Source organism: Aurantiacibacter gilvus (genome assembly GCF_038289935.1).
GTDB classification, from domain to species: Bacteria; Pseudomonadota; Alphaproteobacteria; order Sphingomonadales; family Sphingomonadaceae; genus Alteraurantiacibacter; species Alteraurantiacibacter gilvus.
The window spans coordinates 546,239-569,452 of record NZ_JBBYHV010000001.1 but is presented as its reverse complement, the minus strand read 5'-3'; the positions used below and the strand labels follow the sequence as shown (position 1 = coordinate 569,452).

Annotated in this window: 29 protein-coding genes and 1 tRNA gene; 18 read left to right on the top strand and 12 right to left on the bottom strand. The window is 64.2% G+C overall.

Annotated elements, in window-relative coordinates:
• Window positions 1-8: 8 nt before the first annotated feature.
• Together AAEO60_RS02795 and AAEO60_RS02790 are read left to right on the top strand one after the other, a co-directional pair.
• Complete coding sequence (locus AAEO60_RS02795; protein WP_341673533.1) at window positions 9-431, top strand: SufE family protein; 423 nt, start codon at window positions 9-11, stop codon at window positions 429-431.
• Between the two features lie 5 nt (window positions 432-436).
• Window positions 437-784: a YbaN family protein gene (locus AAEO60_RS02790; RefSeq protein ID WP_341672126.1), complete on the top strand. Its 348-nt coding sequence runs from the start codon at window positions 437-439 to the stop codon at window positions 782-784.
• A 9-nt stretch (window positions 785-793) separates the two neighbouring features.
• Here AAEO60_RS02790 and AAEO60_RS02785 read toward each other — a convergent pair whose 3' ends face one another.
• The 3 genes from AAEO60_RS02785 to AAEO60_RS02775 are packed head-to-tail and all read right to left on the bottom strand — an operon-like array spanning window position 794 to window position 2,173.
• Complete coding sequence (locus AAEO60_RS02785; RefSeq protein WP_341672125.1) at window positions 794-1,195, bottom strand: hypothetical protein; 402 nt, start codon at window positions 1,193-1,195, stop codon at window positions 794-796.
• Window positions 1,188-1,706, bottom strand: coding sequence for a sterol desaturase family protein (locus tag AAEO60_RS02780; RefSeq protein ID WP_341672124.1), 519 nt, complete (start codon window positions 1,704-1,706; stop codon window positions 1,188-1,190). Before AAEO60_RS02780 ends, AAEO60_RS02785 begins: the two co-directional genes overlap by 8 nt.
• Before the next feature lie 41 nt (window positions 1,707-1,747).
• The gene (locus AAEO60_RS02775) at window positions 1,748-2,173 is read right to left on the bottom strand and encodes an acyl-CoA thioesterase (protein ID WP_341672123.1); all 426 of its coding nucleotides are present in this window, start codon (window positions 2,171-2,173) and stop codon (window positions 1,748-1,750) included.
• Between the two features lie 218 nt (window positions 2,174-2,391).
• Between AAEO60_RS02775 and AAEO60_RS02770 the strand changes: the two genes are divergently transcribed.
• From AAEO60_RS02770 to AAEO60_RS02725, 10 genes are all read left to right on the top strand, one after another.
• Window positions 2,392-2,796, top strand: coding sequence for a hypothetical protein (locus tag AAEO60_RS02770; RefSeq protein ID WP_341672122.1), 405 nt, complete (start codon window positions 2,392-2,394; stop codon window positions 2,794-2,796).
• A gap of 72 nt (window positions 2,797-2,868) precedes the next feature.
• On the top strand, window positions 2,869-4,311 hold the full coding sequence (gene leuC / locus AAEO60_RS02765) for a 3-isopropylmalate dehydratase large subunit (protein WP_341672121.1): 1,443 nt from the start codon (window positions 2,869-2,871) through the stop codon (window positions 4,309-4,311).
• Window positions 4,298-4,813, top strand: coding sequence for a DNA-deoxyinosine glycosylase (locus AAEO60_RS02760; RefSeq protein WP_341672120.1), 516 nt, complete (start codon window positions 4,298-4,300; stop codon window positions 4,811-4,813). Before leuC ends, AAEO60_RS02760 begins: the two co-directional genes overlap by 14 nt.
• 6 nt (window positions 4,814-4,819) lie before the next feature.
• Entirely contained in the window at window positions 4,820-4,984 is a 165-nt protein-coding gene (locus AAEO60_RS02755) for an isopropylmalate isomerase (protein WP_341672119.1), read from the top strand.
• Window positions 4,984-5,604, top strand: a complete 621-nt coding sequence (gene leuD, locus AAEO60_RS02750; RefSeq protein ID WP_341672118.1) for a 3-isopropylmalate dehydratase small subunit — start codon at window positions 4,984-4,986, stop codon at window positions 5,602-5,604. Before AAEO60_RS02755 ends, leuD begins: the two co-directional genes overlap by 1 nt.
• A gap of 17 nt (window positions 5,605-5,621) precedes the next feature.
• Window positions 5,622-5,945 carry a DUF1476 domain-containing protein gene (locus AAEO60_RS02745; RefSeq protein ID WP_341672117.1) on the top strand — a complete coding sequence of 108 codons (324 nt, stop codon included), beginning with the start codon at window positions 5,622-5,624 and terminating at the stop codon, window positions 5,943-5,945.
• 4 nt (window positions 5,946-5,949) lie between these two features.
• Window positions 5,950-6,183: a BolA/IbaG family iron-sulfur metabolism protein gene (locus tag AAEO60_RS02740; RefSeq protein WP_341672116.1), complete on the top strand. Its 234-nt coding sequence runs from the start codon at window positions 5,950-5,952 to the stop codon at window positions 6,181-6,183.
• Window positions 6,184-6,216: 33 nt separating this feature from the next.
• Complete coding sequence (gene grxD, locus AAEO60_RS02735) at window positions 6,217-6,546, top strand: Grx4 family monothiol glutaredoxin (protein ID WP_341672115.1); 330 nt, start codon at window positions 6,217-6,219, stop codon at window positions 6,544-6,546.
• 112 nt (window positions 6,547-6,658) lie between these two features.
• Entirely contained in the window at window positions 6,659-7,537 is an 879-nt protein-coding gene (locus tag AAEO60_RS02730) for a hypothetical protein (RefSeq protein WP_341672114.1), read from the top strand.
• A gap of 12 nt (window positions 7,538-7,549) precedes the next feature.
• A complete protein-coding gene (locus AAEO60_RS02725) occupies window positions 7,550-8,167 on the top strand; it encodes an SOS response-associated peptidase (RefSeq protein WP_341672113.1) in 618 nt (205 codons plus the stop codon).
• A 214-nt stretch (window positions 8,168-8,381) separates the two neighbouring features.
• On the opposite strand, the gene AAEO60_RS02720 is transcribed toward AAEO60_RS02725, so the two are convergent.
• Window positions 8,382-8,458 (bottom strand) — tRNA-Arg (locus AAEO60_RS02720).
• Between the two features lie 57 nt (window positions 8,459-8,515).
• On the opposite strand from AAEO60_RS02720, the gene AAEO60_RS02715 reads away from it, so the two are divergent.
• Window positions 8,516-9,244 carry a queuosine precursor transporter gene (locus tag AAEO60_RS02715; protein WP_341672112.1) on the top strand — a complete coding sequence of 243 codons (729 nt, stop codon included), beginning with the start codon at window positions 8,516-8,518 and terminating at the stop codon, window positions 9,242-9,244.
• A gap of 17 nt (window positions 9,245-9,261) precedes the next feature.
• On the opposite strand, the gene AAEO60_RS02710 is transcribed toward AAEO60_RS02715, so the two are convergent.
• From AAEO60_RS02710 to AAEO60_RS02700, 3 genes are read right to left on the bottom strand one after another with little or no spacing between them, the layout of a single operon-like run.
• Window positions 9,262-9,483, bottom strand: a complete 222-nt coding sequence (locus tag AAEO60_RS02710; RefSeq protein WP_341672111.1) for a PspC domain-containing protein — start codon at window positions 9,481-9,483, stop codon at window positions 9,262-9,264.
• Complete coding sequence (locus tag AAEO60_RS02705) at window positions 9,480-9,608, bottom strand: hypothetical protein (protein ID WP_341672110.1); 129 nt, start codon at window positions 9,606-9,608, stop codon at window positions 9,480-9,482. The genes AAEO60_RS02710 and AAEO60_RS02705 overlap by 4 nt, the downstream gene beginning before the upstream one ends.
• Before the next feature lie 34 nt (window positions 9,609-9,642).
• Complete coding sequence (locus AAEO60_RS02700) at window positions 9,643-9,771, bottom strand: hypothetical protein (protein ID WP_341672109.1); 129 nt, start codon at window positions 9,769-9,771, stop codon at window positions 9,643-9,645.
• 225 nt (window positions 9,772-9,996) lie between these two features.
• Here AAEO60_RS02700 and recF point away from each other — a divergent pair, with 225 nt between their 5' ends.
• A complete protein-coding gene (gene recF / locus AAEO60_RS02695; RefSeq protein WP_341672108.1) occupies window positions 9,997-11,082 on the top strand; it encodes a DNA replication/repair protein RecF in 1,086 nt (361 codons plus the stop codon).
• Here recF and AAEO60_RS02690 read toward each other — a convergent pair.
• Window positions 11,079-11,816: an arylesterase gene (locus tag AAEO60_RS02690; protein WP_341672107.1), complete on the bottom strand. Its 738-nt coding sequence runs from the start codon at window positions 11,814-11,816 to the stop codon at window positions 11,079-11,081. The genes recF and AAEO60_RS02690 overlap by 4 nt on opposite strands.
• A gap of 27 nt (window positions 11,817-11,843) precedes the next feature.
• On the opposite strand from AAEO60_RS02690, the gene AAEO60_RS02685 reads away from it, so the two are divergent.
• Complete coding sequence (locus AAEO60_RS02685; protein ID WP_341672106.1) at window positions 11,844-12,545, top strand: ABC transporter ATP-binding protein; 702 nt, start codon at window positions 11,844-11,846, stop codon at window positions 12,543-12,545.
• Window positions 12,546-12,548: 3 nt separating this feature from the next.
• The gene (locus AAEO60_RS02680) at window positions 12,549-15,056 is read left to right on the top strand and encodes an ABC transporter permease (RefSeq protein ID WP_341672105.1); all 2,508 of its coding nucleotides are present in this window, start codon (window positions 12,549-12,551) and stop codon (window positions 15,054-15,056) included.
• A 19-nt stretch (window positions 15,057-15,075) separates the two neighbouring features.
• Here the strand turns inward: AAEO60_RS02680 and AAEO60_RS02675 are convergent, their stop codons facing one another.
• The 3 genes from AAEO60_RS02675 to AAEO60_RS02665 form a co-directional block, all read right to left on the bottom strand.
• Window positions 15,076-15,540: a DUF805 domain-containing protein gene (locus AAEO60_RS02675; protein WP_341672104.1), complete on the bottom strand. Its 465-nt coding sequence runs from the start codon at window positions 15,538-15,540 to the stop codon at window positions 15,076-15,078.
• An 87-nt stretch (window positions 15,541-15,627) separates the two neighbouring features.
• On the bottom strand, window positions 15,628-16,062 hold the full coding sequence (locus AAEO60_RS02670) for a DUF805 domain-containing protein (protein WP_341672103.1): 435 nt from the start codon (window positions 16,060-16,062) through the stop codon (window positions 15,628-15,630).
• Window positions 16,063-16,144: 82 nt separating this feature from the next.
• Window positions 16,145-18,874 carry a TonB-dependent receptor gene (locus tag AAEO60_RS02665; RefSeq protein WP_341672102.1) on the bottom strand — a complete coding sequence of 910 codons (2,730 nt, stop codon included), beginning with the start codon at window positions 18,872-18,874 and terminating at the stop codon, window positions 16,145-16,147.
• Window positions 18,875-19,195: 321 nt separating this feature from the next.
• Here AAEO60_RS02665 and typA point away from each other — a divergent pair, with 321 nt between their 5' ends.
• Both typA and AAEO60_RS02655 read left to right on the top strand, forming a co-directional pair.
• Entirely contained in the window at window positions 19,196-21,037 is a 1,842-nt protein-coding gene (gene typA / locus AAEO60_RS02660; RefSeq protein WP_341672101.1) for a translational GTPase TypA, read from the top strand.
• A gap of 76 nt (window positions 21,038-21,113) precedes the next feature.
• Window positions 21,114-22,265, top strand: coding sequence for a glycosyltransferase family 4 protein (locus tag AAEO60_RS02655; RefSeq protein WP_341672100.1), 1,152 nt, complete (start codon window positions 21,114-21,116; stop codon window positions 22,263-22,265).
• A 59-nt stretch (window positions 22,266-22,324) separates the two neighbouring features.
• Here AAEO60_RS02655 and AAEO60_RS02650 read toward each other — a convergent pair whose 3' ends face one another.
• Window positions 22,325-23,146: a PadR family transcriptional regulator gene (locus AAEO60_RS02650; protein WP_341672099.1), complete on the bottom strand. Its 822-nt coding sequence runs from the start codon at window positions 23,144-23,146 to the stop codon at window positions 22,325-22,327.
• Window positions 23,147-23,214 lie beyond the last annotated feature (68 nt).

The window sequence follows — 23,214 nt, the reverse complement described above, 5'->3', positions numbered from 1 at the left end:
TGCGGGCCATGCGCACGCTCGATGACATCCGCGAAGAGTACGAATTCCTCGAAGGCGACGAACGCTATCGCCTGCTGATCGAACTGGGCCGCGAGCTGGAACCCATGCCCGCCGCCCTCAAGACCGACGCCACGCTGGTGCGGGGATGTTCGGCCCAAGTCTGGGTCTATCCGACAGTCTCAGATACGGGCGGCGAAGCGGACAAGCTGCATTTCCTGGCTGACAGCAATGCCGCCATCACCAAAGGCATCGTGGCGCTGGTTATTTCGGCCGTGCAAGACCGGCCCGCTGGCGATGTCGCAGCGATGGACATCATGGCCGCGCTCGAGCCCTTCGACCTTCGCAACCAGCTTTCTTCCAATCGCACGCAGGGCGTGCCCAACATGATCGCGCTGGTGCAAGAGCACGCGGCGCGAATCGCACAGGGCTGAGCGCGGTGCGCCAGCTGTGGATCGGCGCGGGCGTGATCTGTGTCGGCCTTGGCTGGGTGGGCCTGGCCATGCCGATGATGCCGGGGGCGGTATTCTTCCTCGCTGCGGTCTACTGCTTCAGCCGCGGCAAGCCTGAATGGGCTGCGCGGCTGCTGGCCCATCCCGTCATCGGCCCGCCGCTGGTCGACTGGCGCGAACGCCGCGCGATCTCGCGCCGCGCCAAGGTCTCCGCGCTGGCGGCACTGGCTGTCAGTGGTGTCGCGACCTGGCTGGCGGTGGGATTCCCGTGGGCGTTGCTGGGCCTTGGCTGCATCGCCTGCGTCAGCCTGTGGATCGCCACCCGCAATGAGTAGGCGTTGCGTTTAACGCTCGATCTCGATTTCTGCCTCGCGCTCTTCCGCCAACTCTCGGGTTGCGTGGCGCCGCATTTCAAATCGGCCGTTCATATCGAGCAAGCTCCAGACACCGGCGATGACGTTCCCTTTCTCTCGGATCTGACCCACATAGTCGACCGGGTGCACGTAGCCCCAGACCACCTTGCGATAGGTCTTGGTGAAGTCGACGGCTTCGCCCGTGACCACCCCGACAAAGGTCGCCTCTGCAGTTGCTCCGGGAAGGTGAAGATCAGGCTCGCTGATGTTTCCGGTGACCGAGTTGCCCCGTTGGACGAGTGTTGCGACGAAGGGTGTCACCGGCCCTTCACCCGCTGGGTAGGAGAATTCCCCGTCCCACTGGCCAGACAGGTCGACGCTTGTTTCAGGCACCCGCGCTGTCGCGCACCACGGCAATACCCGCTTCGCGCTGTGCCTTGAGTTCCGCTTTCAGCTTGGCCGGATCGCGCGCCCAGACGAAGCCGAAGCTGACGCCGCCTTCCTTGCCTATGGTCGCATGGTGCAGCTTGTGCGCCTGCACCAGCCGCTTGGCATAGCCGCGTTTGGGAACCCACTTGAAATAGCGCTGGTGGACGAGGCCATCATGCACCAGCGTGTAGATGATGCCGTAGCCAAGGATACCGAGACCGATCCAGGTGCCCGGCCACCAGGCGGCACCGCCCAGCACCAGCGGACTGCCCACGGCGAACATGGAAATGCTCATCGCCGCACCGACAATGGCGTAGAGATCGTTCTTCTCGAGCATGTTGTCGTGCGGTTCGTGATGGTCTCGGTGCCACCCCCAGCCCCAGCCGTGCATGATGTACTTGTGGCTCGCCCAGGCGACCCATTCCATCGCGGCAATGGTGGCGATCACGATCAGCAGGGGAACGACGAAGTCCATCGCTCCAATATAGGACCGTGCAGCCAATACCGCAAAGGGGATCACTCGCCGGTGAAGCGTTCCTGCTTTTTCGGCATTCCGAAGCAGCGCTCCGCCACGTCGCGGCTGATGCGTGCCGGACGCAATGTCTTGCTGTCGATGCAGCACCACATGCTTTGCACTTCGGCCAGCACGTCTTCACCGCGCTTGATCACCGTGTTGTAGAAGCTGCGGGCGCCGGCAATCTTTTCCAGCACCGTTTCTGCGATCACTTCGTCGTCAAGGAATGCCGGACGGCGATAGGTAATTTCGTGCTTCAGCGCGACCCAGGCCTTACTGGCCACTTCTTCTGCCGGAGCGAGTTTCTGCCAGTGCTGCAGGACCACGTCCTGCACCCAGTTCAGATAGCGCGAATTGTTGACGTGGCCCATGAAGTCGATGTCATCGGGCAGGATTCGGATCGGAATTGTGAATGGTTTGGCTGACATGCATGTAAGTTAGGCCTTTCGGCGTGACTTTTCCAGAACCAACTCGCCATTTTCGCAGAAAACCCGGCTGCGACGGTCTCGGCGCGCGTCAGATAACAGTCTCACGAACCACCCATACTGTCGCTGTTCATATTTTTGGCCTTAAACATGAACGTCTCGAAGGCAGACATATGAAAGGGTTCGCCATGAAAACGACACTGAAACTCCTGGCGTCTGCAATGGCGCTGCCACTCGCAATCGGCCTGGCTGCTCCGGCAGCCTCGGCCCAGGATCGCGGCTGGTCCGAGTATAACCACGACGTGCGGTACGATCGCTCTGATCGCCGCGAACGCCGCGGACAGCGAGGTCACGCCGTGGTGCAGAACCGCATCAACCAGCTCGCGCACGACATCGACCACGCTCGCCGGAATGGTGAACTCAACCGCCGTGAAGTCCGTTCCCTCAGCCTGCGGCTCGATACGGTCGAGCGCGCCTATGGTGCCTTCGCCCGTAATGGCCTTTCCCGCCATGATGTCGGCACGCTCAACTGGCGGATCGACCAGGCCTACGATGCGCTGGATCAGGCCCGCTACAACCGCGACGACTACCGTGACGACCGCCGCCGCTACCGCGGGCGCTACTGATCACGCGAAAAGTTGAGAGGCTTGAAGTATTCCTCTCTTGTCCCGCAGGGTCGGCCAGCCTAAGCGCCCAGCATGGCTAGCCGACCCCGCACACTTTACGAAAAAATCTTCGACGCCCACGTTATCGAACGCCGCGACGACGGCACCTGCCTGGTGTTCATCGACCGGCACCTCGTCCACGAAGTGACCAGCCCGCAGGCATTCGAAGCCCTGCGCATGAAAGGCCGCAAGGTCCGTCATCCCGAACTGACGCTGGCCGTTCCCGACCATAACCTGCCAACCACGGCGCGCGTGGATGCCGATGGCAACCGCGTACCCATCGCAGACCGGGAAAGCCGCGAACAGCTGGCCGCGCTGGAGCGCAATGCGCCCGCAAACGGCGTCCGCTATTTCGACGCAACCTCGCGCCAGCAGGGCATCGTCCACGTCGTCGGCCCCGAACAGGGCTTCTCGCTGCCCGGCACCACCATCGTCTGCGGCGACAGTCACACGGCTTGCCACGGCGGCCTGGGCGCCTGGGCTTTTGGCATCGGCACCAGCGAGGTGGAGCACGTGCTCGCCACGCAGACGCTGCTGCTGCGCCAGTCGAAGACCATGGAAGTGCGCGTCGAAGGCGAGCTTGGCCCCGGCGTCACCGCCAAGGACCTGATCATGCACATCATCGGCGTGATCGGTACGGCGGGCGGCACCGGCCACGTGATCGAATACCGCGGCAAGGTGTTCGAGGAGATGTCCATCGAGGGCCGCCTGACGGTCTGCAACATGTCCATCGAAGGCGGTGCGCGCGGCGGGATGATCGCGCCGGACGAAAAGACCTTCGCCTATATCAAGGGCCGGCCCTTCGCCCCGCGCGAAGACGAATGGGATGCTGCCGTCGCCTACTGGAAGACGCTCTACAGCGATCCCGATGCCGTGTTCGACAAGTCGGTTGTGATCGATGCCGCCGAAGTGGAACCCAGCGTCACCTGGGGCACCAGCCCCGAAGACGTGGTGCCGATCGGCGGCGTGGTCCCGTCCCCCGACAGCTTTACCGACCCGTCGAAGCAGGCTGCCGCACAGGCGAGCCTCGACTACATGGGCCTCGAACCCGGTACGCCGATGACCGAGGTCGAAGTGCAGAACGTCTTCATAGGCTCGTGCACCAACAGCCGCATCGAAGACCTGCGTGCTGCCGCCGAAGTGCTGCGCGGGCGCAAGAAGCACGCCAACATCAAGTGGGGCATCGTCGTGCCCGGCTCGGGGCTGGTGAAGGAACAGGCCGAAGCCGAAGGGCTCGACAAGGTCTTCATCGAAGCCGGACTCGAATGGCGCGAACCGGGCTGTTCCGCCTGCCTCGGCATGAACCCCGACAAGGTGCCCGCAGGCGAACGTTCCGCTTCCACAAGCAACCGCAACTTCGTCGGCCGCCAGGGGCCCGGCGCGCGCACGCACCTCGTCTCACCCGCGATGGCTGCGGCAGCGGCGGTGACAGGACGGCTGAGCGACGTGCGCGAGTTGCAGCGTGAGCCTGCGTAAGACGAGTTTTCCGCCGGCCGTATCGAGCAATGCGAGAATCCTCCTCTTGGGCAGCCTGCCAGGCGAACGTTCGCTGGCAGAGCGACAGTATTACGCCCATCCGCAGAACCGCTTTTGGCACCTCGTCGGCAAGGTTATCGGCCACGACCTCGCCGCGCTCGATTACCCGGACCGCCTGGACACGCTCCAGGAACACGGAATCGGACTGTGGGACGTCGTTGCCTCCGCGCGGCGTGACGGCTCGCTCGACGCTTCGATCCGCGAGGCCGAACATAATCCGCTGGCCGATCTCGCCGCGCGCCTGCCCTATCTGCGAGCGGTCGGCTTCAACGGCCGGACGGCGGAAAAGATCGGGCGCGCATTGCTGGCAGAAGCCACTGTTCCGCAAGTCGCCCTGCCCTCCTCGAGCCCGGCCTATGCCGCCATGCCCTTGCCCGAAAAGGAAAGGTGTTGGCTACAATTGCGCGACTATCTTGAAACAACTGGCGCACGAGACCATTGAAGGACCATGACCAACCGTATCCCCAAAGGCAAAGCGGCCATCGCTGCAGGTGCCATCGGTTCGGCAGCAGTTGCTGCTGCCCTGCTATACGTCAACCGGCGCAAGAAGAAGGGCAATGAGCCCGAGCAATTGCCGCCGATTCCCAGTGGCGAGAAGCCGGAAACCGACTGATGGGCAAGCATCGCAAAGGGGTCGACCAGGTCGAGGGGCGGGCGATTCCCTATGGCCGGAAGAATATCGATACCGACCTGATTATTCCTGCGCGCTGGCTGAAGACGGTCAGCCGCGAAGGGCTGGGAGTGGGGGCTTTCGAGTCCGTACGCGCAGACAATCCCGACAACATCTTCGACCAGGAGGAATTCGCCGGCGCACCGATCCTGATTGCGGGCGACAATTTCGGCTGCGGTTCCAGTCGCGAACACGCTGCCTGGGCCCTGCTCGACATGGGCATCCGCGCGGTAATCGCGCCCAGCTTTTCCGACATCTTCGCGGGCAACGCCTTCAAGAACGGCATCCTCACCGTGGCCCTGCCGCAAGAGCAGGTCGACCGGCTGCTGGAAGTCGCGCAGACCGATCCGGTCACCATCGACCTCGAGACGCAGACGGTTACCACGCCGTTCCAGGATCGCTTTACGTTCGAAATCGATCCGTTCCGCAAGTTCTGCCTGCTTGAAGGGCTCGACGAAGTCGGGCTGACTTTGACGCGCAATGATGCCATTGCAGCATACGAAACGCGGCTCTCTGCCGCCAAACCATGGCTGGTGCGCGGCACCGCAAATGCCGCCACCTGAACAGGGACCACAAGAAAATGACCGATTTCAAGGACCGTGAACGCGCCGAAGAAGCCAAGTATGCGATGGATGAAGATACCGCCTTCCGCGTCGCCGCGCGCCGCAACCGCCTGCTGGGCGAATGGGCGGCTGGCTTGATGGACCTTACTCCGGAAGAAACCGAAGCCTACAAGAAAGCCGTCGTTCAGGCCGACTTTGAAGAAGCCGGTGACGAGGACGTGATACGCAAGCTTATGGGCGACCTGATCCAGGCCGGCTGCGAGGTCGACGAGGCCACTGTTCGCACCAAGCTGGAAGAAAAGGCCGTAGAGGCCAAGCGCCAGCTGATGAGCGAGTCCTGATCCAATGCCCATGCCCGCTGACCAGATCGAGGCATTGATCAAGGCCGCCCTGCCCGATGCCGAAGTCGAGATGCAGGCGCTTGCCGACGACAACGACCATTGGCTGGCTCGGGTCACCTCGAAGGAATTCGAGGGCAAGAACCGGGTGCAGCAGCACAAGATGGTCTTCGAGGCCCTTGGCGGACGGCTTGGCGGCGAACTGCACGCCTTGCAACTGCACACCAGCGTTCCCAACTGAGTCGCGACCAATCCTATCTTATCGGTGAAACCCATGTCGGATACCAACGAACGCATCTCCAAGCTTGTCGGCGACAACGACGTCGTCCTTTTCATGAAGGGCACGCCGCTCTTCCCGCAGTGCGGTTTTTCCAATCGCGCAGTGTCGATCCTCGATCACTGCAACGTCGCCTTCGAAAGCGTTGACGTGCTGCAGGACATGGAGATCCGCCAGGGCATCAAGTCCTATTCGGACTGGCCCACCATCCCGCAACTCTACGTGAAGGGCGAGTTCGTGGGCGGCAGCGACATCATGATGGAAATGTTCGAAGCCGGCGAACTTCAGGCCCTGATGGACGAAAAGCAGGTCGCCAAGGCCACCTGATCCATGGCATCCGAACTGACGAACTGCGGACCGCCATTGGCGGTCCGTTTTCGTTCAGCTAGGCTTTCCTAGAGGCACTTGCCCGATTTTGGCACCTGACGTTGGAGATCCCATGATCCGAAGCCTCGTTCCCGCTGCCCTGTTGCTCGCCGCGCCCGCCATGGCGCTGGCGCAGGAGGCGATGCCCGACAATCTCGCAGAGCGCATGGCCGGTGCCCGCGCCGCCGAAACCTTGGGCATGCAGATGGGCGCAGTACTGCAGGCCAACGCCGTAGCTCAGCGGCAATATTCCGGCATGGTGGCCGGACAACTGGGCGATGGCTATCGTGGGGCTGTATCGGTTCCCGGCGAGGATCTGGGTGTCTGGCGGACGATTATCGTCGGCCAGCCCGGCGGCGAGGATGCGCCGCTCGTGGCCCTGGCCGAATACGAAACTTCGCAGGGCGAGATTCTTGGCGAGACACTCCACTTGTCCGGCGTGCGCCCCGAACTGGAGGGTGACCTGCTCGCCATGGCACGTGCCCAGGTTGTCGCGCCGCGCGCCGTCATTGCCTCGCCGGAAACCAGCGTCTGCCTCGATGGCGAGGAAGCCGGAGAGGCCGAAGGCGCTTCGGTGACCTACCTCACCGTGGCCCTGCCTCCCGCAGAAGACGGCGCCTTTGACACCTACGTGCTCAACGGCCCGCTGGAAAACGGCGCAATCCCGCTGGGCAAGCACTACCGCGTCCACTTCGACGAATTCGGCGTGATCGGCGATCCCGAGCTGGTGACCGATACTTGCGAAGTGGTGACCTGGGACGAAGAAGACCCCGAACTCGCCACGAGGGTTTACGTCACCGAATATCCCGAGGGCGAATGGCCGAACGCCGTGCAGACCTTCATCTCCCAGCTGGTACCCATGTCCATGGGCGTGGTGACGGGTGACATCTTCTGGCCCATGGCCGGCGGCATGATCGCCCCGCCCGTGCCTGTCGCCGAGGCCGGCTACTAGGCCGCTTCAAGCATGTGCAACCTCTACAAGATGTCCCGCACGCAGGACGAGGTTGCCCACTTCTTCGACGAGATCGCCAATGACCTGGCGCGCGGCCCGGCGGGCAATGCGCCCGAAATGGTCTATCCCGGTTATCCCGGCATGGTGCTGGCGGAAGGCCACTTGCAACAGATGACCTGGGGCTTCCCGCTCCAGCTGAAGGGCGCCAAAGGCCAGCTGCTCAAACCCAAGCCGGTCAACAATGCCCGTTCGGACAAGCTGCGCGGTCCGTTCTGGCGTGCCAGCTTTATCGAACGGCGCTGCCTCGTGCCGGTCTCCGCCTTTGCCGAGGCGGAGGGCCCCAAGGGCGGCAAGACGCGCACCTGGTTCTCGTTGCCTGACAGCGATCTGCTCGCCGTTGGCGGCATCTGGCGCGACAGCGCAGAATGGGGCGCAGCCTATTCGATGGTGATGACCGACGCGAACAGCTTCGTGAAAGACCTGCATGACCGCATGCCGGTGATCGTCCCGCGCGCGGACTGGCAGCAATGGCTGCACGCCGAGCCGGCCGAAGCCTTCAAGCTCTGCCGCCCCTACGCAGGCGACATGCTGGTAGACCGCACGGACGAGCCCTGGGCTGGCCGACGCTAGTTTTTGCCGATTTCGGGAGAAGGTCTTCGGGGAGGCGGAGCCGGGAGACTTGGTTGGGGACCTAGGGGTCGGCCCCGCCTCGTTCGAAGAACTCAGGTACGCCAATAACATTGCACGGCCCGTGCCAGTTTTGCGGACCCGGGGATTCCTGCGGGAGTCGATGGTTCGCGAAAAGTTAACGGGGTGCCGGGTTGTAAGAAAACCCGACAAAAATTGGCGCGCCCAGCAGGAGTCGAACCTGCGGCCTCAGGATTAGAAGTCCCGTGCTCTATCCAGCTGAGCTATGGGCGCGTGAGGCAGGCAGATAGCGATCTTTGCGGCTGGCGCAAATGGCGTTACCCATCGTGGATGGACTCAGAACCTATCAAGGTCTCCGGCGAAGACGTCAGGCAGACGCGTTTCCGCTACTACGACCTCGTCATGGCAGCCTTTGTCGCCATCCTCCTGCTGTCGGGCATTATCGGAGCGGGGAAGGTCGCGACGGTTGCCGGTTTCACCTTCGGGGCGGGCATCCTGTTCTTCCCGATCTCATACGTCATTGGCGACGTGCTGACCGAGGTCTACGGCTATGCCCGGGCGCGGCGGGTGATCTGGGCCGGGTTTGCCGCGCTTATCTTTGCCGCCTTCATGAGTTGGGCCATCGTCGCCATGCCGCCGGCCGACAGCTGGAGCGGGCAGGAAGCCTACGAGACCGTGTTCGGCCAGGTCTGGCGTATCGCGATCGCCTCGATCATCGCCTTCTGGGCAGGCGAGTTCGTGAACTCCTACGTGATGGCGAAGATGAAGGTCTGGACGCAGGGCCGGATGCTGTGGAGCCGCACCATCGGATCAACCGTGGTCGGACAAGCCGTCGACAGCCTATTGTTCTATCCCATTGCCTTCCTTGGCGTATGGGAGACCAGCGATGTAATCTTGGTGATGGTGACGAACTGGGCGCTCAAGGTCGGCTGGGAAGCCGTGCTGACGCCGGTCACCTATCGCGTTGTCGGCTTCCTGAAGAAGCGCGAAGGGGTCGAGATCTTCGATACCGACACCGATTTCTCACCCTTTGCGGGACGCGAGGCCCGCAAGGTGTAGCGATTGGCTACTGACCGTCAGTCGGCCAGCAGCCAGATCGCAAGGTAGATGAGGATGAAGCTGCCGAAGCCGGCAATTGCACCCACTGCAAAGATAACCCGCACGATCAGCGGATCGATACCGAAGTAGTTGGCGATACCGCCGCAAACCCCGGCCACCTTGCCGCGCGCCTTGTCGAGGCGGAACTTCTTCCCGCCAGCGGGGCGAACGGCGTCGTTTTTGCGGTCGAGCTGGGTCATGCCAGCAGGCCCACAAACGAAGTGGCATTCGGGTTGGCGAAGCTGCTCACGAGCAGGGTGATCGTCACTGCCAGGGCGGCGAAGCCGGCCACCAGCTTGTTCTGCAATTCATTGGTCATGGTCATGTCTTTCTAGTCCCTCTTGGTTGGGTCGGTTGGATCAGGCAACGAGGCCGGCGAAGATGCTTGCTTCGGGGGTCGAGAAGCTGCTGATGAGCAGCGTTGCAGTGACCGCCACGGCAGCGAAAGCGGCCGAGATGCGAGCGGAGAAGTCATTCGTGAAAGTCATTTTGTTTCCCTCTTTTGTTTGAATGGGTCGTTTCCGTCCCATGCCCCAAACATTGCAGGAGGTGTGCCAAATGACGAAAATGGCGGAATTCTGCGATTTTTGTTAAGCTAACAGAAAGGTAGCACTCACAACCAACCCAACAGTTAGTGTTTTTTCCCAATCTTTGGTCAGGCCGAATTGGGTGGAATGCCCGGCACTGCTGGCATAGGGGATGGAACACCTGCCATGGCGCTCGACCACATCACCCTTGCCAGCTTTCGCAACCACGCCGCGACACGGCTGGACGGCGCGCGCCAGCTCAACCTGCTGGTGGGCGAGAACGGCGCGGGCAAGACCAATGTGCTCGAGGCATTGTCACTTTTCGCACCCGGTCGCGGACTGCGCCGCGCCAGCCTTACGGAGGTGGCCGGACAATCAGGCCAGGGCGGTTTCGGAGCCAGCGCCTTGCTCGACACGGGCGACGGCGGAGAGCCGGTGAAGCTGGGCACCGGCATGTCGCCAGAGCGCAGTGGGCGGCGCATCGTGCAGGTCAACGGCGCCGAGACCTCTGCCATCAGCCTGGGTGAATGGCTCGCCATGGGCTGGTTGACCCCGGCAATGGATCGCCTGTTCGCCGATACGGCGACAGCGCGCCGCCGCTTCGTTGACCGCATGGCCGTGGCGATCGAGCCCGGCCACGCCCGCCACGCCAGTCGCTACGAGGCTGCCCTGCGCGAACGCAACCGGCTGCTGTCGGACGAAATGGAGCCCGATCCCGCATGGCTCGACTCCCTCGAAGCGCAGATGGCGAGCCACGGCAGCGCTCTGGCCCAAGGGCGTGCGCGCCTGCTCGGTTCATTGACGACTCGGCTTGAGGAACTGCCCGACGCCCCCTTTGCCCGCCCAGCCCTCGCATACCTGCCAAGCGGTTCGATCGAGGAAGAGGTCATGCTGTCGCAATGGCGATCGGAACGTGGTCGCGACCGCGCGGCACAGCGCACCCTCTCCGGCCCGCACCGCGACGAACTGGGTGTCACCATGGCCGGGAAAGACATGCCTGCATCCGAATGTTCTACCGGCGAACAGAAGGCCATGCTGGTGGCCATTACTCTCGCCCATGCCGAACTGGCCGCACGCGGACGTCCCGGCGTGCTGCTGCTCGATGAAGTGGCGGCCCATCTCGACCCGATCCGGCGCGAGGCCCTGTTCGACCGGCTGCGCGACAGCGGGACGCAGGTATGGCTGACGGGTACCGAGCCCGCCCCGTTCGAGGCCATATTGGGGGAAGCTGCCGTCTGGCGCGTCGCCGACGGCGTGGCAGAGCCGGTCTAGTCGTCGTCCTTTGGCAGCGCGGCCGCCACGGTTTCCACCGATGCCGCCACCATCAGTTCCAACCCTTCGGCCGTCGGATGGATACGGTCATCCTGCATCAGCTGCGGCTGGTCGTAGACCGGCTCCATGAAGAAGGGCACCAGGGCGGTTTCGTACTGCTCGGCCAGCTGCGGATACATACTGTCGAACTCGGCCACGTATTCCACGCCAAGATTGGGCGGCGCGCGCATGCCCAGCAGCAGCACGGGAATATCGCGCGACTGCACTTCCTCGATGATCGCCTCCAGGTTGGCGCGGGTCTGGTCCGGCGTAATGCCGCGCAGCATGTCGTTGCCGCCCAGCTCGATAATCGCGAGGTCGATCTCGGCAGTGGTATTGTCGAGCACGAAGGCGATGCGTTCGCGTCCCGCAGCCGTGGTATCGCCCGAGACACCGGCATCGATCACGCGGGCATTGATCCCGCTACCGCGCAGCGCGCGCTCCAGCCCTTCTGGATAGCCCTGCTGTTCCTCAACCCCGTAACCGGCCATCAAGCTGTCCCCGAAGCCCAGGATCACGCGTTCCGGACCCATGACAGGCAGCGGCGCTTCCAGTTCGGTTTCGTCAATCGAAGCAGGCTCTGCACCTGCCACCGGGGCTTCTTCACCGCAGGCTGCAAGCGCGAGCGCCAGCGGCGCAATGATCGACGAAGCGCGCACGGCGCTATGCCACCGACTTTGGGGTAACTTGCTCATGCGCAATAGCTATGCCATCGCCGCGCTGTGACAAGTCCTGACATTGCAAAACCCGTCATTGCGGCAAGAGACCTGCGCCTTACCCTTGGGGATGGCGCGGCTGCTGTTGAAATCCTGCGCGGCATCGAACTGGAGGTCCCGCAAGGCGAGACCCTGGCCCTGCTCGGCCCGTCCGGCAGCGGCAAGAGCTCGCTCATGGCCGTACTCACCGGCCTCGAACGCGCCACATCGGGCAGTCTGATGGTGGCGGGCGAGGATTTCACCGCGCTGGATGAAGACTCACTGGCCATGGCCCGCCGCGGTCGTATCGGCATCGTACTGCAAGCCTTCCACCTGCTGCCAACCATGACGGCACTGGAAAACGTCGCCACGCCGCTGGAACTCGCCGGCGTCAAAGGCGCGAGCGAACGGGCAGCGGAAGAGCTGGAAGCCGTCGGCCTTGGCCACCGCCTGACCCATTACCCGGCCCAGCTTTCTGGCGGCGAGCAGCAGCGCGTGGCCATCGCGCGCGCCATTGCCCCGCGCCCGCCGCTGATCTTCGCCGACGAACCGACGGGCAACCTCGACACCTCGACCGGCGAAAGCGTGGTCGAGGTCCTGTTCCGCCGCCGTGAGGAAACCGGCGCGACACTGGTGATCATCACCCACGACAAGACGCTGGCCGATCGCTGCGACCGCGTGGTGACGCTGGCCGATGGCCTGGTGGCAACCGATACGAAGGCTGCCTGACGCGTGAGCTGGAGCCGCGCCTGGACCATCGCCCGCCGCGACCTGTCGAGCGGATTCCGCGGCCTGCGGCTGCTCCTCGTCTGCCTGTTCCTGGGCGTGGGTGCGCTGGCGGCCATCGGCAGCCTGACTTCCGCCATCCAGTCAGAACTGGATTCGCAGGGGCAGGCCATCCTGGGCGGCGATATCGAGGTCGAACTGTGGCAGCGCGCGCTGAACGACGAGGAACTCGCCTTCCTCGCGGACTATGGCGAGGCCTCGCCCGGCTACCGCCTGCAGGCCATGGCCAGCACCCCCGGCGACGCCGTACCGGTGGAGCTGAAGGCGGTCGCCGACAACTATCCCATGTACGGGCAGCTGCTTATCGAGGGCCAGGGCGCCAAGGGCGCGCCTGCTTCGGGCGAGGCCTACCTCGCCGCCGGCGCGGCCGAGCGGCTGGACATCGAGCCGGGCGACATGTTCACGCTGGGCACCGAGCAGGTTCGCGTGGCCGGCATCATCGCGGAAGAGCCGGACCGCCTGTCCGAAGGCTTTGCCCTCGGCCAGACCGTGATCGTCGCGCTCGACCTGCCCGAACGCGCGGGCCTCGTCGCGCCCGGCTCCATGTTCCAGACCAAGACCCGCGTGGCTTTCGATGGCGGCGCCGATCCGGACGTGGTCACGGAAGAGATGCAGGAAGCCTTCCCCGACGTCTCCTTCGACTTCCGCACCCGCAACCGCGCCTCGCCGGGCGCAGACCGCTTCGTCAGCCGCATGGGCGAATTCCTGACGCTGGTCGGCCTTGCCGCCTTGGTGATCGCGGGTATCGGTATCGGTGGCGGGGTGAATTCCTATCTCGAAGCACGCCGCAATTCGATCGCCACGCTCAAGATCCTCGGCGCAACCTCGCGCGATATTGTCCGCATCTATGCGCTGGAGATCGGCCTGGCGGCGCTGGCGGGTGCCTTCGCAGGTATAGTCGCAGGCGTACTGGTGACGCCGCTGCTGGCGGGCGCGCTCGGCTCCTTGCTGCCGGTGACAACCGAATTCGTCTTCGCCCCATGGGCGCTGGGCCGCGCGGCAGCTTTCGGCCTGCTCGTGGCATTGGTCTTTGCCGCGCCGCCACTGGCGCGCGCCAAGCAGTTTCCGGCCATGGCCCTGATGCGCGCGCGGGTCTCCCCGCTGGCACAGCAGTGGCGCGGAGCCGCCGTGCCGGTGGTGCTCGGCCTTGTCGGCATCTGCGCCCTTGCCATTGTCGGTTCGAGCAACCCGATCCTCGCCGCCATGTTCCTTGGCGGTGCGGCGGCCATGCTGGGCTTCCTCGCCCTGCTGGGCCGCCTGATCCGCTGGGCCGCCAAGCGCGCGCCGCGCCCGGCCAACCCGATCACCCGTGCTGCCCTCGCCAACCTCTACCGTCCCGGCGCGGCGACGGGCTCGCTGGTGACGGCGCTGGGCTTCGGCCTTGCCACCTTCGTGCTGCTGGCGGGCGTGCAGAGCAGCCTCGACGGCAATATCCAGCGCTCCGTCCCCCAGCGCGCGCCCGACTACTTCGTGCTCGACGTGCCCCGCGACGGGGTGGAACAGTTCCGCGAGATCGTGGCGGGCGTGTCCGAAGAGGCGACGGTCGATACCGTCCCCACGCTGCGCGGCTCGATCGTCCGCTTCGGCCCCAAAGACGACATGACCGTGGTCGCCGACATGGAAGACCGCGAGGGAACCTGGGGCCTGCGGGGCGAACGCGGGCTGACCTATGCGGACGTGATCCCCGAAGGCAACGCAATCACCAGCGGCGACTGGTGGGACGAGGGCTATGCGGGCGAACCACTGGTATCGGTGGACGAGGAGCTGGCACAGGCCGCTGGCATCGCCATCGGCGACCTGGTGACCGTCAACGTGCTGGGCGTGGAGTTCACCGCGCGCGTGGCCAACACGCGGCGGATCGACTGGGACAGCCTCGGCTTCAACAATGTCTGGGTCTTCTCGGCCAACACCTTCGCCAGCGCGCCGCACAACCTGGCCGCGACCATCGAACTGCCCGAAGACACCGATGCCAGTGGCCTGCTGCGCCAGCTGGTAACCGCCTTCCCCTCGTCCAGCGTGATCGAGGTCGGCCCGCTGCTGACCGAGGCCCGCACGATCCTTGACCAGGTGAGCCTCGCCATCCTCGCTGCGGCCTCTGTCGCCGTACTGGCGGGCATTGCCGTACTGCTGGGGGCGATTGCGGCGGCGCGGGCAGCGCGCATCTACGACACGGTTATCCTGCGCGTACTGGGCGCGAGCCGCCGCCAGCTGCTGGCGCTGCAATTTGCGGAGTTCGGCCTACTCGCGGCCGTCCTCGCAGGCGTGGCGCTGGCGCTGGGCACCGGCCTTGCCTGGCTGGTGATCGTGCAGCTGTTCGAGTTCGACTGGCTGCCCGACTGGACCGAGATCCTGCTCGTCCTGGGCGGCGGGCTGGTACTGGTGCTCGCCTTTGCTCTGGGCGCCTCGCTCCCGCTGTTGCGGGCCCGCCCGGCCCAGACCCTCAGGTCATTGTAGCCGGGCGGTCGCTGGCCGGTCAGGAAAAGACTGCGCCGGCGCTTTCGTCTTCGTCGTTGGGCGCGCCGTACTTGTTGGGGCCAGCCGTGCCCGGCAGCGCCATCAGCACCAGATAGACAATCATGGCGAGGAAGTTCAGGAACGGGATGAACAGCACCACATAGAGCGCCACATAGACCCAGCCGGTGATACCGATATCGTGCAGGCGCCGGATCGAAACTGCCGCCATGGCCAGGTAGGTTACGGCAAGCACCGCATAGAGCGGGATGAACAGCAGCATGGTGATGATGCCGAGGCCCGCCATGGCACCCGCCATGTTTTGCGGATCAAGCGAGGAAATCCCGCCAAACATGCCGAAGAACAGGATCAACGGCACGATGTGCAGGGCGAGGAACAGCAGGAAGAACATCCAGTATTCCTGCCTGCCCGATCGACCTTTGATCGCGCGGTAAAGCTTCTTGTACGGTGCCAGCATCGGTTCCATTGGAGTCCCCCTCTTGGATGCAATTGAGAATGCATCGCACCACGAAAGCAGGCCATACGCAAGTGCCCAAAAGGTGGTGGCGGCGGCCTAGTACCTGAAATGCTGGTCGTATCGCGCGCGGGCAATGGCCTCGTCGTCGCGGGTGCCCGGGCGGACGCGGGGATCCGGGCCGTAGTCGTTCGGCCCCTTTGTGCCGGGCCACAGCATGTAGACGAACAGCCAGAAGATGCCGATGTAAGGCCAGAAGGTGATCAGCAGCCACCAGCCGCTGCGCCCGCGATCATGCATCCGGCGCACCTGCACTGCCAGCGTGGGAAGCGCGAAGAACAGCATGGCCGCGCCCAGCAGGATCTGCGTCGACAGCTTGAGCTCGCCGTCGGCGGCAGGCTCACCGATGAATTCGGGTGTCACGACCAAGGCATAGACCGCCAGCTGGAACAGCATGAACGACCAGTATTCCGTGCGCCGCGAACGGCCCTTGAAATCGGCGTAGCGCCGTATGGGAACGAACATCCAGTCCATGACCAGGCTCTCCTAGCCGCAGCCGCAGGCAACAAAAAGGGGGCCGCAGCGGGCCCCCTTTCCGTTTCCCAGGTTGCGCGGCTTACCAGCGGAAGCGGCCGGTGATGCCGTAGGTGCGCGGATCGTTCGGGTAGCCCGAGACGCTGCGCGGCTGGGCCGGGCTGTCGAAGACCGTGCCAAGCATCCGGTGGTCGAGCAGGTTGCGGCCCCAGATCGAGATCGAAACGCCGCTCTCGTGCTCGTAGGTCAGGGAGGCGGTGAGGTCGCTCTGCTCGCCGGTGAACGGCAGGCCAGCATCGATCGCGGGCTGGCCATCTACGATCGAGCCGTCGGGGCCACGCACGGCGAAGGCCGGCAGGCCCTCGACCAGCTGGAATTCGCTCGTCCACAGGTAGTTGACGCGCGGGATCAGCATGGCGTTGCCGAGATCGGCTTCGTACTGCGCACCCAGGATAACGGTCCATTCGGGGATGCCCGAAGGCACGGTACCCGAAATGTCGCCCTGGGCCGACTGCAGGAAGCTGTCGAACTGCGGATCGAGATAGGTCACCGCCCCGTTCAGCGTCAGGCCGTCGGTCGGGAACAGGCTGCCTTCGAATTCGACACCGAAGGTCGACTGGCTGCCGGCGTTGGCGAGCACGAATCCCGAGCCGGTGAAGATGTTGGACTGGAAGCCCTCGATCTCCTGGTCGAACACGGTCAGCGCGAAGGAAGCGACATCGAAGTTGGCCTTGATGCCGACTTCCATGACGGTCGACTCTTCCGGTCCGGCAAACCGCGAACCGTAGGTCTGGTTCGGCAGGTCGAGGCCGGCAGCGATAATGGCAGGTCGGTCTGCCAGCGACGGACGGGCGTCGCGCGACAGGTTGATCGAGCTTGCCTTGAAGCCGGTTGCATAGCTTGCGTAGACGTTCACGTCAGGCGTGACATCGTAGGCAAGGCGGACGGTGTAGCTGAAGTTGTCGTCGTTCGTCTCGCCCGGCTCGACCGCGTTGGGAACACCGAGGAATGGCGGCAGGAACTGCAGCGCGCGCAGCGGGTTCAGCGGGTTGGCCAGCGGGTTGTTGACGTTGGCATTGGCAAAGGCGATCGCCCCGGCCTGGATGGTCGGGAAGGCAGCGGCACCGGCAGCGCCAGCCGGGCTGGTGCCCGTTGCGAACGCGGTCACTTCCGCGGCGGTGGCCAGGCGGCCAAGCCCCAGTGCGTCACCCACCGCCGTGGCAATGGCACCCTGCGTCAGCACCTGCCCGCGGAACGGCGCAAGCTGCGGGGCGTCGAAGTCGATCGACGAGAACACGTCGGTCGAAACCGCTTCCTGCGTGAAGCGCTTGCTGTCGTCGGTGTAGTTGCCGCCCAGCGTCAGCACCAGGCCGTCAACCAGCTCGATATCGACCTGGCCGAACAGCGAGAAGGCCTCCGAGTCCAGCGTGTAGGCTTCGTTGAAGCCCTGGCCCTGGTTGAAGAAGGTTCCGACGTAGTTCTGGCCGAAGCTGGCGCTGAAGACCTGCTCCAGCGGCGTGGCAGTCGGGAACAGCGGAGACGGTGCCAGGACGAAAGCGCCGCCCGACAGGTTGCCAACCAGCAGGTTGGCATAGTTGCGGAAGTCTTCACCATAGAGCAGCTGGTTCGACTGGGTGACGTCTTCATTGATGTAGAAGGCACCGAGCAGCAGGTCGACGCGATCACCGATCGAACCGGTGAGGCGGAATTCCTGCGTGAAGGTGTCGATCTCCAGGTCCTGCGAGTTCGGGTAGATCAGGTCGGCACTGGAGAAGTCCGAGTCCTGGAAGGTCACGGCTTCGGTCGTGCGGCTGGCCGTGATCGAGGTGAAGGTGAAATCACCGATGTCCCAGTCCAGCTGGCCGGACACGCCCCAGTTCTTGATGTCGTTGGTCGAATCGAAATTGTTGATCACGACGTCGGCGAAGGGATCGTTGGGGTCAGTGACTGCACCGCCCACGCCGATAATTGCGGCCGTTGACGGGCCGTTCTGCACGTTCACCACGCCGCAGCAGTTTTCGTCGATGCTGTCGTAGTCGGCGATCACCCGGAAGCTGAGGTTGGTGCCATTGTCGATCAGCACCTGGCCGCGGGCATACCAGCGATCGCGGTTGCTGGTTTCGTTGCCGGTGCCGAGGTCTTGGAAGAAGCCTTCCCGGCTGTTGATGCCGGCACCCACGCTGACGGCCACCATGTCCGACAGCGGGCCGGTGACATAGGCACGGCCGACCACGGCATCATAGTTGCCATAGGTCAACTCGGCACTGCCGCCGAAGTCAAATTGCGGCTCTTCGGTGGTGACCGAGATGACGCCGGCCGAGGCGTTCTTGCCGAACAGGGTCGACTGCGGGCCGCGCAGCACTTCGATACGCTGCACGTTGGGCAGGTCCGAGATCGAGCTGGCGGTGCGGCTGCGATAAACGCCGTCGATGAACACGCCGACCGAAGGTTCGATACCGGCGTTGTTCGCGCCGTTGCCGAAGCCGCGGATGAAGAAGCCGGTGTTGGCCGACGACTGGCGCTGGCCGACGGTCAGCGACGGCACGACGGTCTGCAGGTCGCGGATGTCGCGGATCTGGTCACGCTCGAGCGTTTCGGCTGTGGTCACCGAGACGGCGACAGGAACTTCCTGCAGCGTCTGCTCGCGCTTGGTCGCGGTGACGACGATATTGTTGCCCTGGTTCGAAGTGTCGACTTCGTCCTCGGCACTATCCTGCGCGAATGCTGCAACAGGGGCGAAAAGGGCAATGGCGGCTGCGCCGCACAGGAAATTGCGCGAAAAACCGGCCAGGCCGGCAGACTTGCTGGTCATTGATTTCTCCATCTCTCCCTCGGAGCCCGCGCCGCGTGCTATTTTTTTGACGGCTTCTGCGGACTACAAGCGACCTCTCATAGGCCTGGCGACGTTACTCGTCGCAAATCATTAGCACAATCGCGCTTAGCTGTGGCGGTTACGGAAGAAACCGCCTGTGTAGCAATGGCGCAACAGGGAGGAGTCTCACCATTACGTAAAGCTCGCAACGACCAGACCAACTTGCGGGCAAGGCCGTCATCGGCTATCGGCGCGCCAATTCGCAGGTGCAGCATGATGTGCTGCCAACCAACCCGCACCTGCCCCAGGAACCTAGAACTTATGTCCGCCCCTCTTCGCAACGTGGCGATCATCGCCCACGTCGACCACGGCAAGACCACCCTTGTCGACCAGCTCTTCCGCCAGTCCGGCACCTTCCGCGAGAACCAGCGCGTGGAGGAACGCGCCATGGACTCCAACGAGCTGGAACAGGAACGCGGGATCACCATCCTCGCCAAGCCGACCTCGGTTGAGTGGAAGCCCGAGGGCGGCCAGCATTCCTACCGCATCAACATCGTCGACACCCCTGGCCACGCCGACTTCGGCGCCGAGGTGGAGCGCATCCTGTCGATGGTCGACGGCGTCATCCTGCTGGTCGACGCTGCCGAAGGGCCGATGCCACAGACCAAGTTCGTCACCGGCAAGGCGCTGGGCCTGGGCCTGAAGCCCATCGTGGTGGTCAACAAGATCGATCGCCAGGACGCCCGCGCCAGTGAAGTGCTGGATGAAATTTTCGACCTGTTCGTCAACCTTGACGCCAACGACGAACAGCTCGACTTTCCGGTGCTCTACGCCTCGGGCCGAGCCGGCTATGCCAGCGAAGACCCCGAAGCCCGCGAAGGCAACCTGCTGCCGCTGTTCAACCTGATCGTCAGCCACGTGCCCGAGCCGGACCTCGATCCCGACGGCGACTTCGCCATGCTGGCCACCCTGCTCGATCGCGACGCCTTCCTCGGCCGTATCCTGACGGGCCGCATCGAAAGCGGCCGCCTGGAAGTGGGCATGCCGATCAAGGCGCTGGACGTGAACGGCAACCTGGTCGAGAGCGGCCGTGCCACCAAGGTCTTCGCCTACAACGGGCTGGACCGCGAGCCCGTGCTGCACGCCAAGGCAGGCGATATCGTCGCCATCGCCGGCCTCACCGATGCCACGGTGTCGAACACCCTGTGCGCCCCGCACGTCTCCACACCGATCTATGCCTCGCCGATCGACCCGCCGACCCTGTCGATGACCTTTGCCGTCAACGACAGCCCCTACGCGGGCCGCGAAGGCGACAAGGTGCAGAGCCGCGTGATCCGCGAACGACTGGAGCGCGAAGCCGAAGGCAATGTCGCCATCCGAATCACCGAAAGCGCGGGCAAGGACGCCTTCGAAGTCGCCGGACGCGGTGAATTGCAGCTTGGGGTGCTGATCGAGACCATGCGTCGTGAGGGCTTCGAACTGTCGATCAGCCGTCCGCGCGTGCTCTATCGCGAGGAAAACGGCCAAAAGCTGGAGCCCTACGAGACCGTCGTCGTCGACGTGGACGACGAATTCTCCGGCACGGTTGTCGAGAAGATGGCACAGCGCAAGGCCGAGATGACCGAAATGCGCCCCAGTGGCGCCGGCAAGACCCGCCTCACCTTCATCGCCCCTAGCCGCGGCCTGATCGGCTATCACGGTGAATTCCTGTCCGACACGCGCGGCACCGGCATCATGAACCGCCTGTTCGACAGCTACGGCCCGCACAAGGGCAAGATCGCCGGTCGCCAGAACGGCGTGCTGATCTCGATGGAACAGGGCGAGGCCATGGCCTACGCCCTCAACACCATCGAGGAACGCGGCGTGCTGTTCGTGAGCCCCGGCGAGAAGCTCTACCAGGGCATGATCATCGGCGAGAACGCCAAGCCCGAAGACCTCGAGGTCAACCCGCTCAAGTCGAAGCAGTTGACCAACTTCCGCGCCAGCGGCAAGGACGAAGGCATCCGCCTCACCCCGCCGCGCAAGATGACGCTGGAACAGGCCATCGCCTACATCGGTGACGACGAGATCGTGGAAGTGACCCCGCAGTCCATCCGCCTGCGCAAGGTCCACCTCGACCCGCACGAGCGCAAGCGGGCCAAGCGGTCGTCACAGGACAGCTGAGCGATTACTGCACTTGGCGGGACCCGCCTTTGCCCCTCTCGCCAAGTGCCGACTTGTTGACTAAGTGAATGCCCAAATGAAAGTGTCCGATCTTCGCGTGGCGCTGTTCAGCGGCAACTACAACTATGTCCGCGACGGCGCGAACCAGGCGCTCAACCGCCTGGTCGATTACCTGCTGCGGCAGGGTGCGCAGGTGCGCGTCTATTCGCCGACCACCGATACGCCTGCCTTCGAGCCTGCCGGGGAGCTGGTCAGCCTGCCGTCGGTGCCGATCCCGGGCCGCGCGGAGTACCAGTTCTCCACCGGGCTCTATTCCAGGATCAAGGCCAACCTCGAAGAGTTCGATCCGCACATCGTACACATCTCCAGCCCGGACGTGGCCGGCCACCGCGCGCTCACCTGGGCGCGGGCGCACGACATCCCGGTGCTCGCCAGCGTGCACACGCGGTTCGAGACCTATCCGCGCTATTACGGCTTTGGCTTCATCGAGCCTGCCTTCGTCGCCATCCTGCGGCGGTTCTACCACCGCTGCGATGCCATCGTCGCGCCATCTGCCAGCATGATCGAGGAACTGCGCGAGCAGGACATGCACCACGACATCGGCACCTGGTCACGCGGCGTGGACCGGCACGTCTTCACGCCTGCACGGCGCGACCTCGAATGGCGGCGTTCGCTGGGCATCGGCGATGACGAGATGGCCGTCGGCTTCCTCGGCCGACTGGTGCTGGAAAAGGGCATCGACATCTTTGCCGAGGCCATGGTGGAGTTGCGCAATCGCCAAGTTCCGCACCAGGTGCTGGTGATCGGCGAGGGTCCCGCAAAAGACTTCTTCAGGGACAAGGTCCCCGAAGCGAAGTTCGCCGGCTTCCAGCAGGGCGAGGATCTGGGCCGCGCAGTGGCGGGCATGGACGTACTCCTCAATCCCTCCGTCACCGAGACATTCGGCAACGTGACACTTGAGGCCATGGCATGCGGCGTGCCCGTGGTCGCGGCCGACGCGACCGGCGCGTCCAGCCTGGTCATCGAAGGTGAGACCGGACACCTCGTATCGCCGCGCGATATCGGCGCCTATGCCGACAAGCTGGCCGCTTACGCCGCCGACCCGGCCCTGCGGCAAGCCCACGGCGAGGCCGGCGCAAGGCGCGCGGACCTGTTCGATTGGGATACGATCAACGGCGCCGTGGCCGATACCTACCTGCGCATCATCGCAGCGCGGAAGAAGTGCTGAGAATGGCATGACACCCTCCCCCGACCGAGATCAGGGGAAGGTGTCAGTATAGCAGCGGATCAGAGCCGCTCGATCTTGCGCGCGAGTTCGTCGATCAGGTCGACGATCTTCTCGCGACTGGCGCTGTCGAACCCACCGCGCTTGGCGCGATTGGCCAGCACCGAAGCAAGGTTACCCATGGCGCGCATCATGTCCGAAGACTTGGCGGCATTGGCCCGCTTGGCACGGCGGCCGAGGCGTTCGAGCAGTTCCTCGATCTCGTCCTTGTGCTCTTCCAGCTCGGCCTTGCCGGCGTCGGTGGCCTCGTAGACCTTGCGGCTGTCCTCGCTCGCCTGTTCGGCGATCATGCCCTCGTCGAGCAGCATCTGCAGCGTCGGGTAGACAACGCCGGGACTCGGCGCATAGGCACCGTCGGTGGCCTCTTCCAGCGCCTTGATGCAGTCATAGCCGTGGCGCGGTTCCTCAGTGATCAGCGCCAGCAGGACGAGGCGCAGTTCACCCGAACCGAACATCCGTTCGCGACGCCGTGGGCCGCGCTCGTCGCGCGGGACCCCCGGCCCCATGTGCACCCGGCCACGGCGGCGATGACGCTTGCCGCCCTGCCCGAACAGTCCGCCTGGACCAAACAGGCCGCCCGGACCAAACGGACCTTCCGGACCGAACGGCCCCTTGGAACCAAAGGGGCCATCGGCGCCAAACACGCCCTTGTCGCCCCACGGTCCATCGTGGACGTTGTCGTCGTCGCTGTCTGGATCGGTTTCGATCTCGATCTCGATCTCGATATTGTCGTTCTCGTGGACTTCCTCGGTGCGGTCTTCCGCCCGTTCTTCACCCTTTGCGGACTTGCGCGAAGCCTTGTCATCGTTCTTCTTCCTGGCCATTTGCCATCTCCAATATCCGTCCCACGATATGGCTAAGATATATCTTCAAACAGTGCTTACAAGAGGAG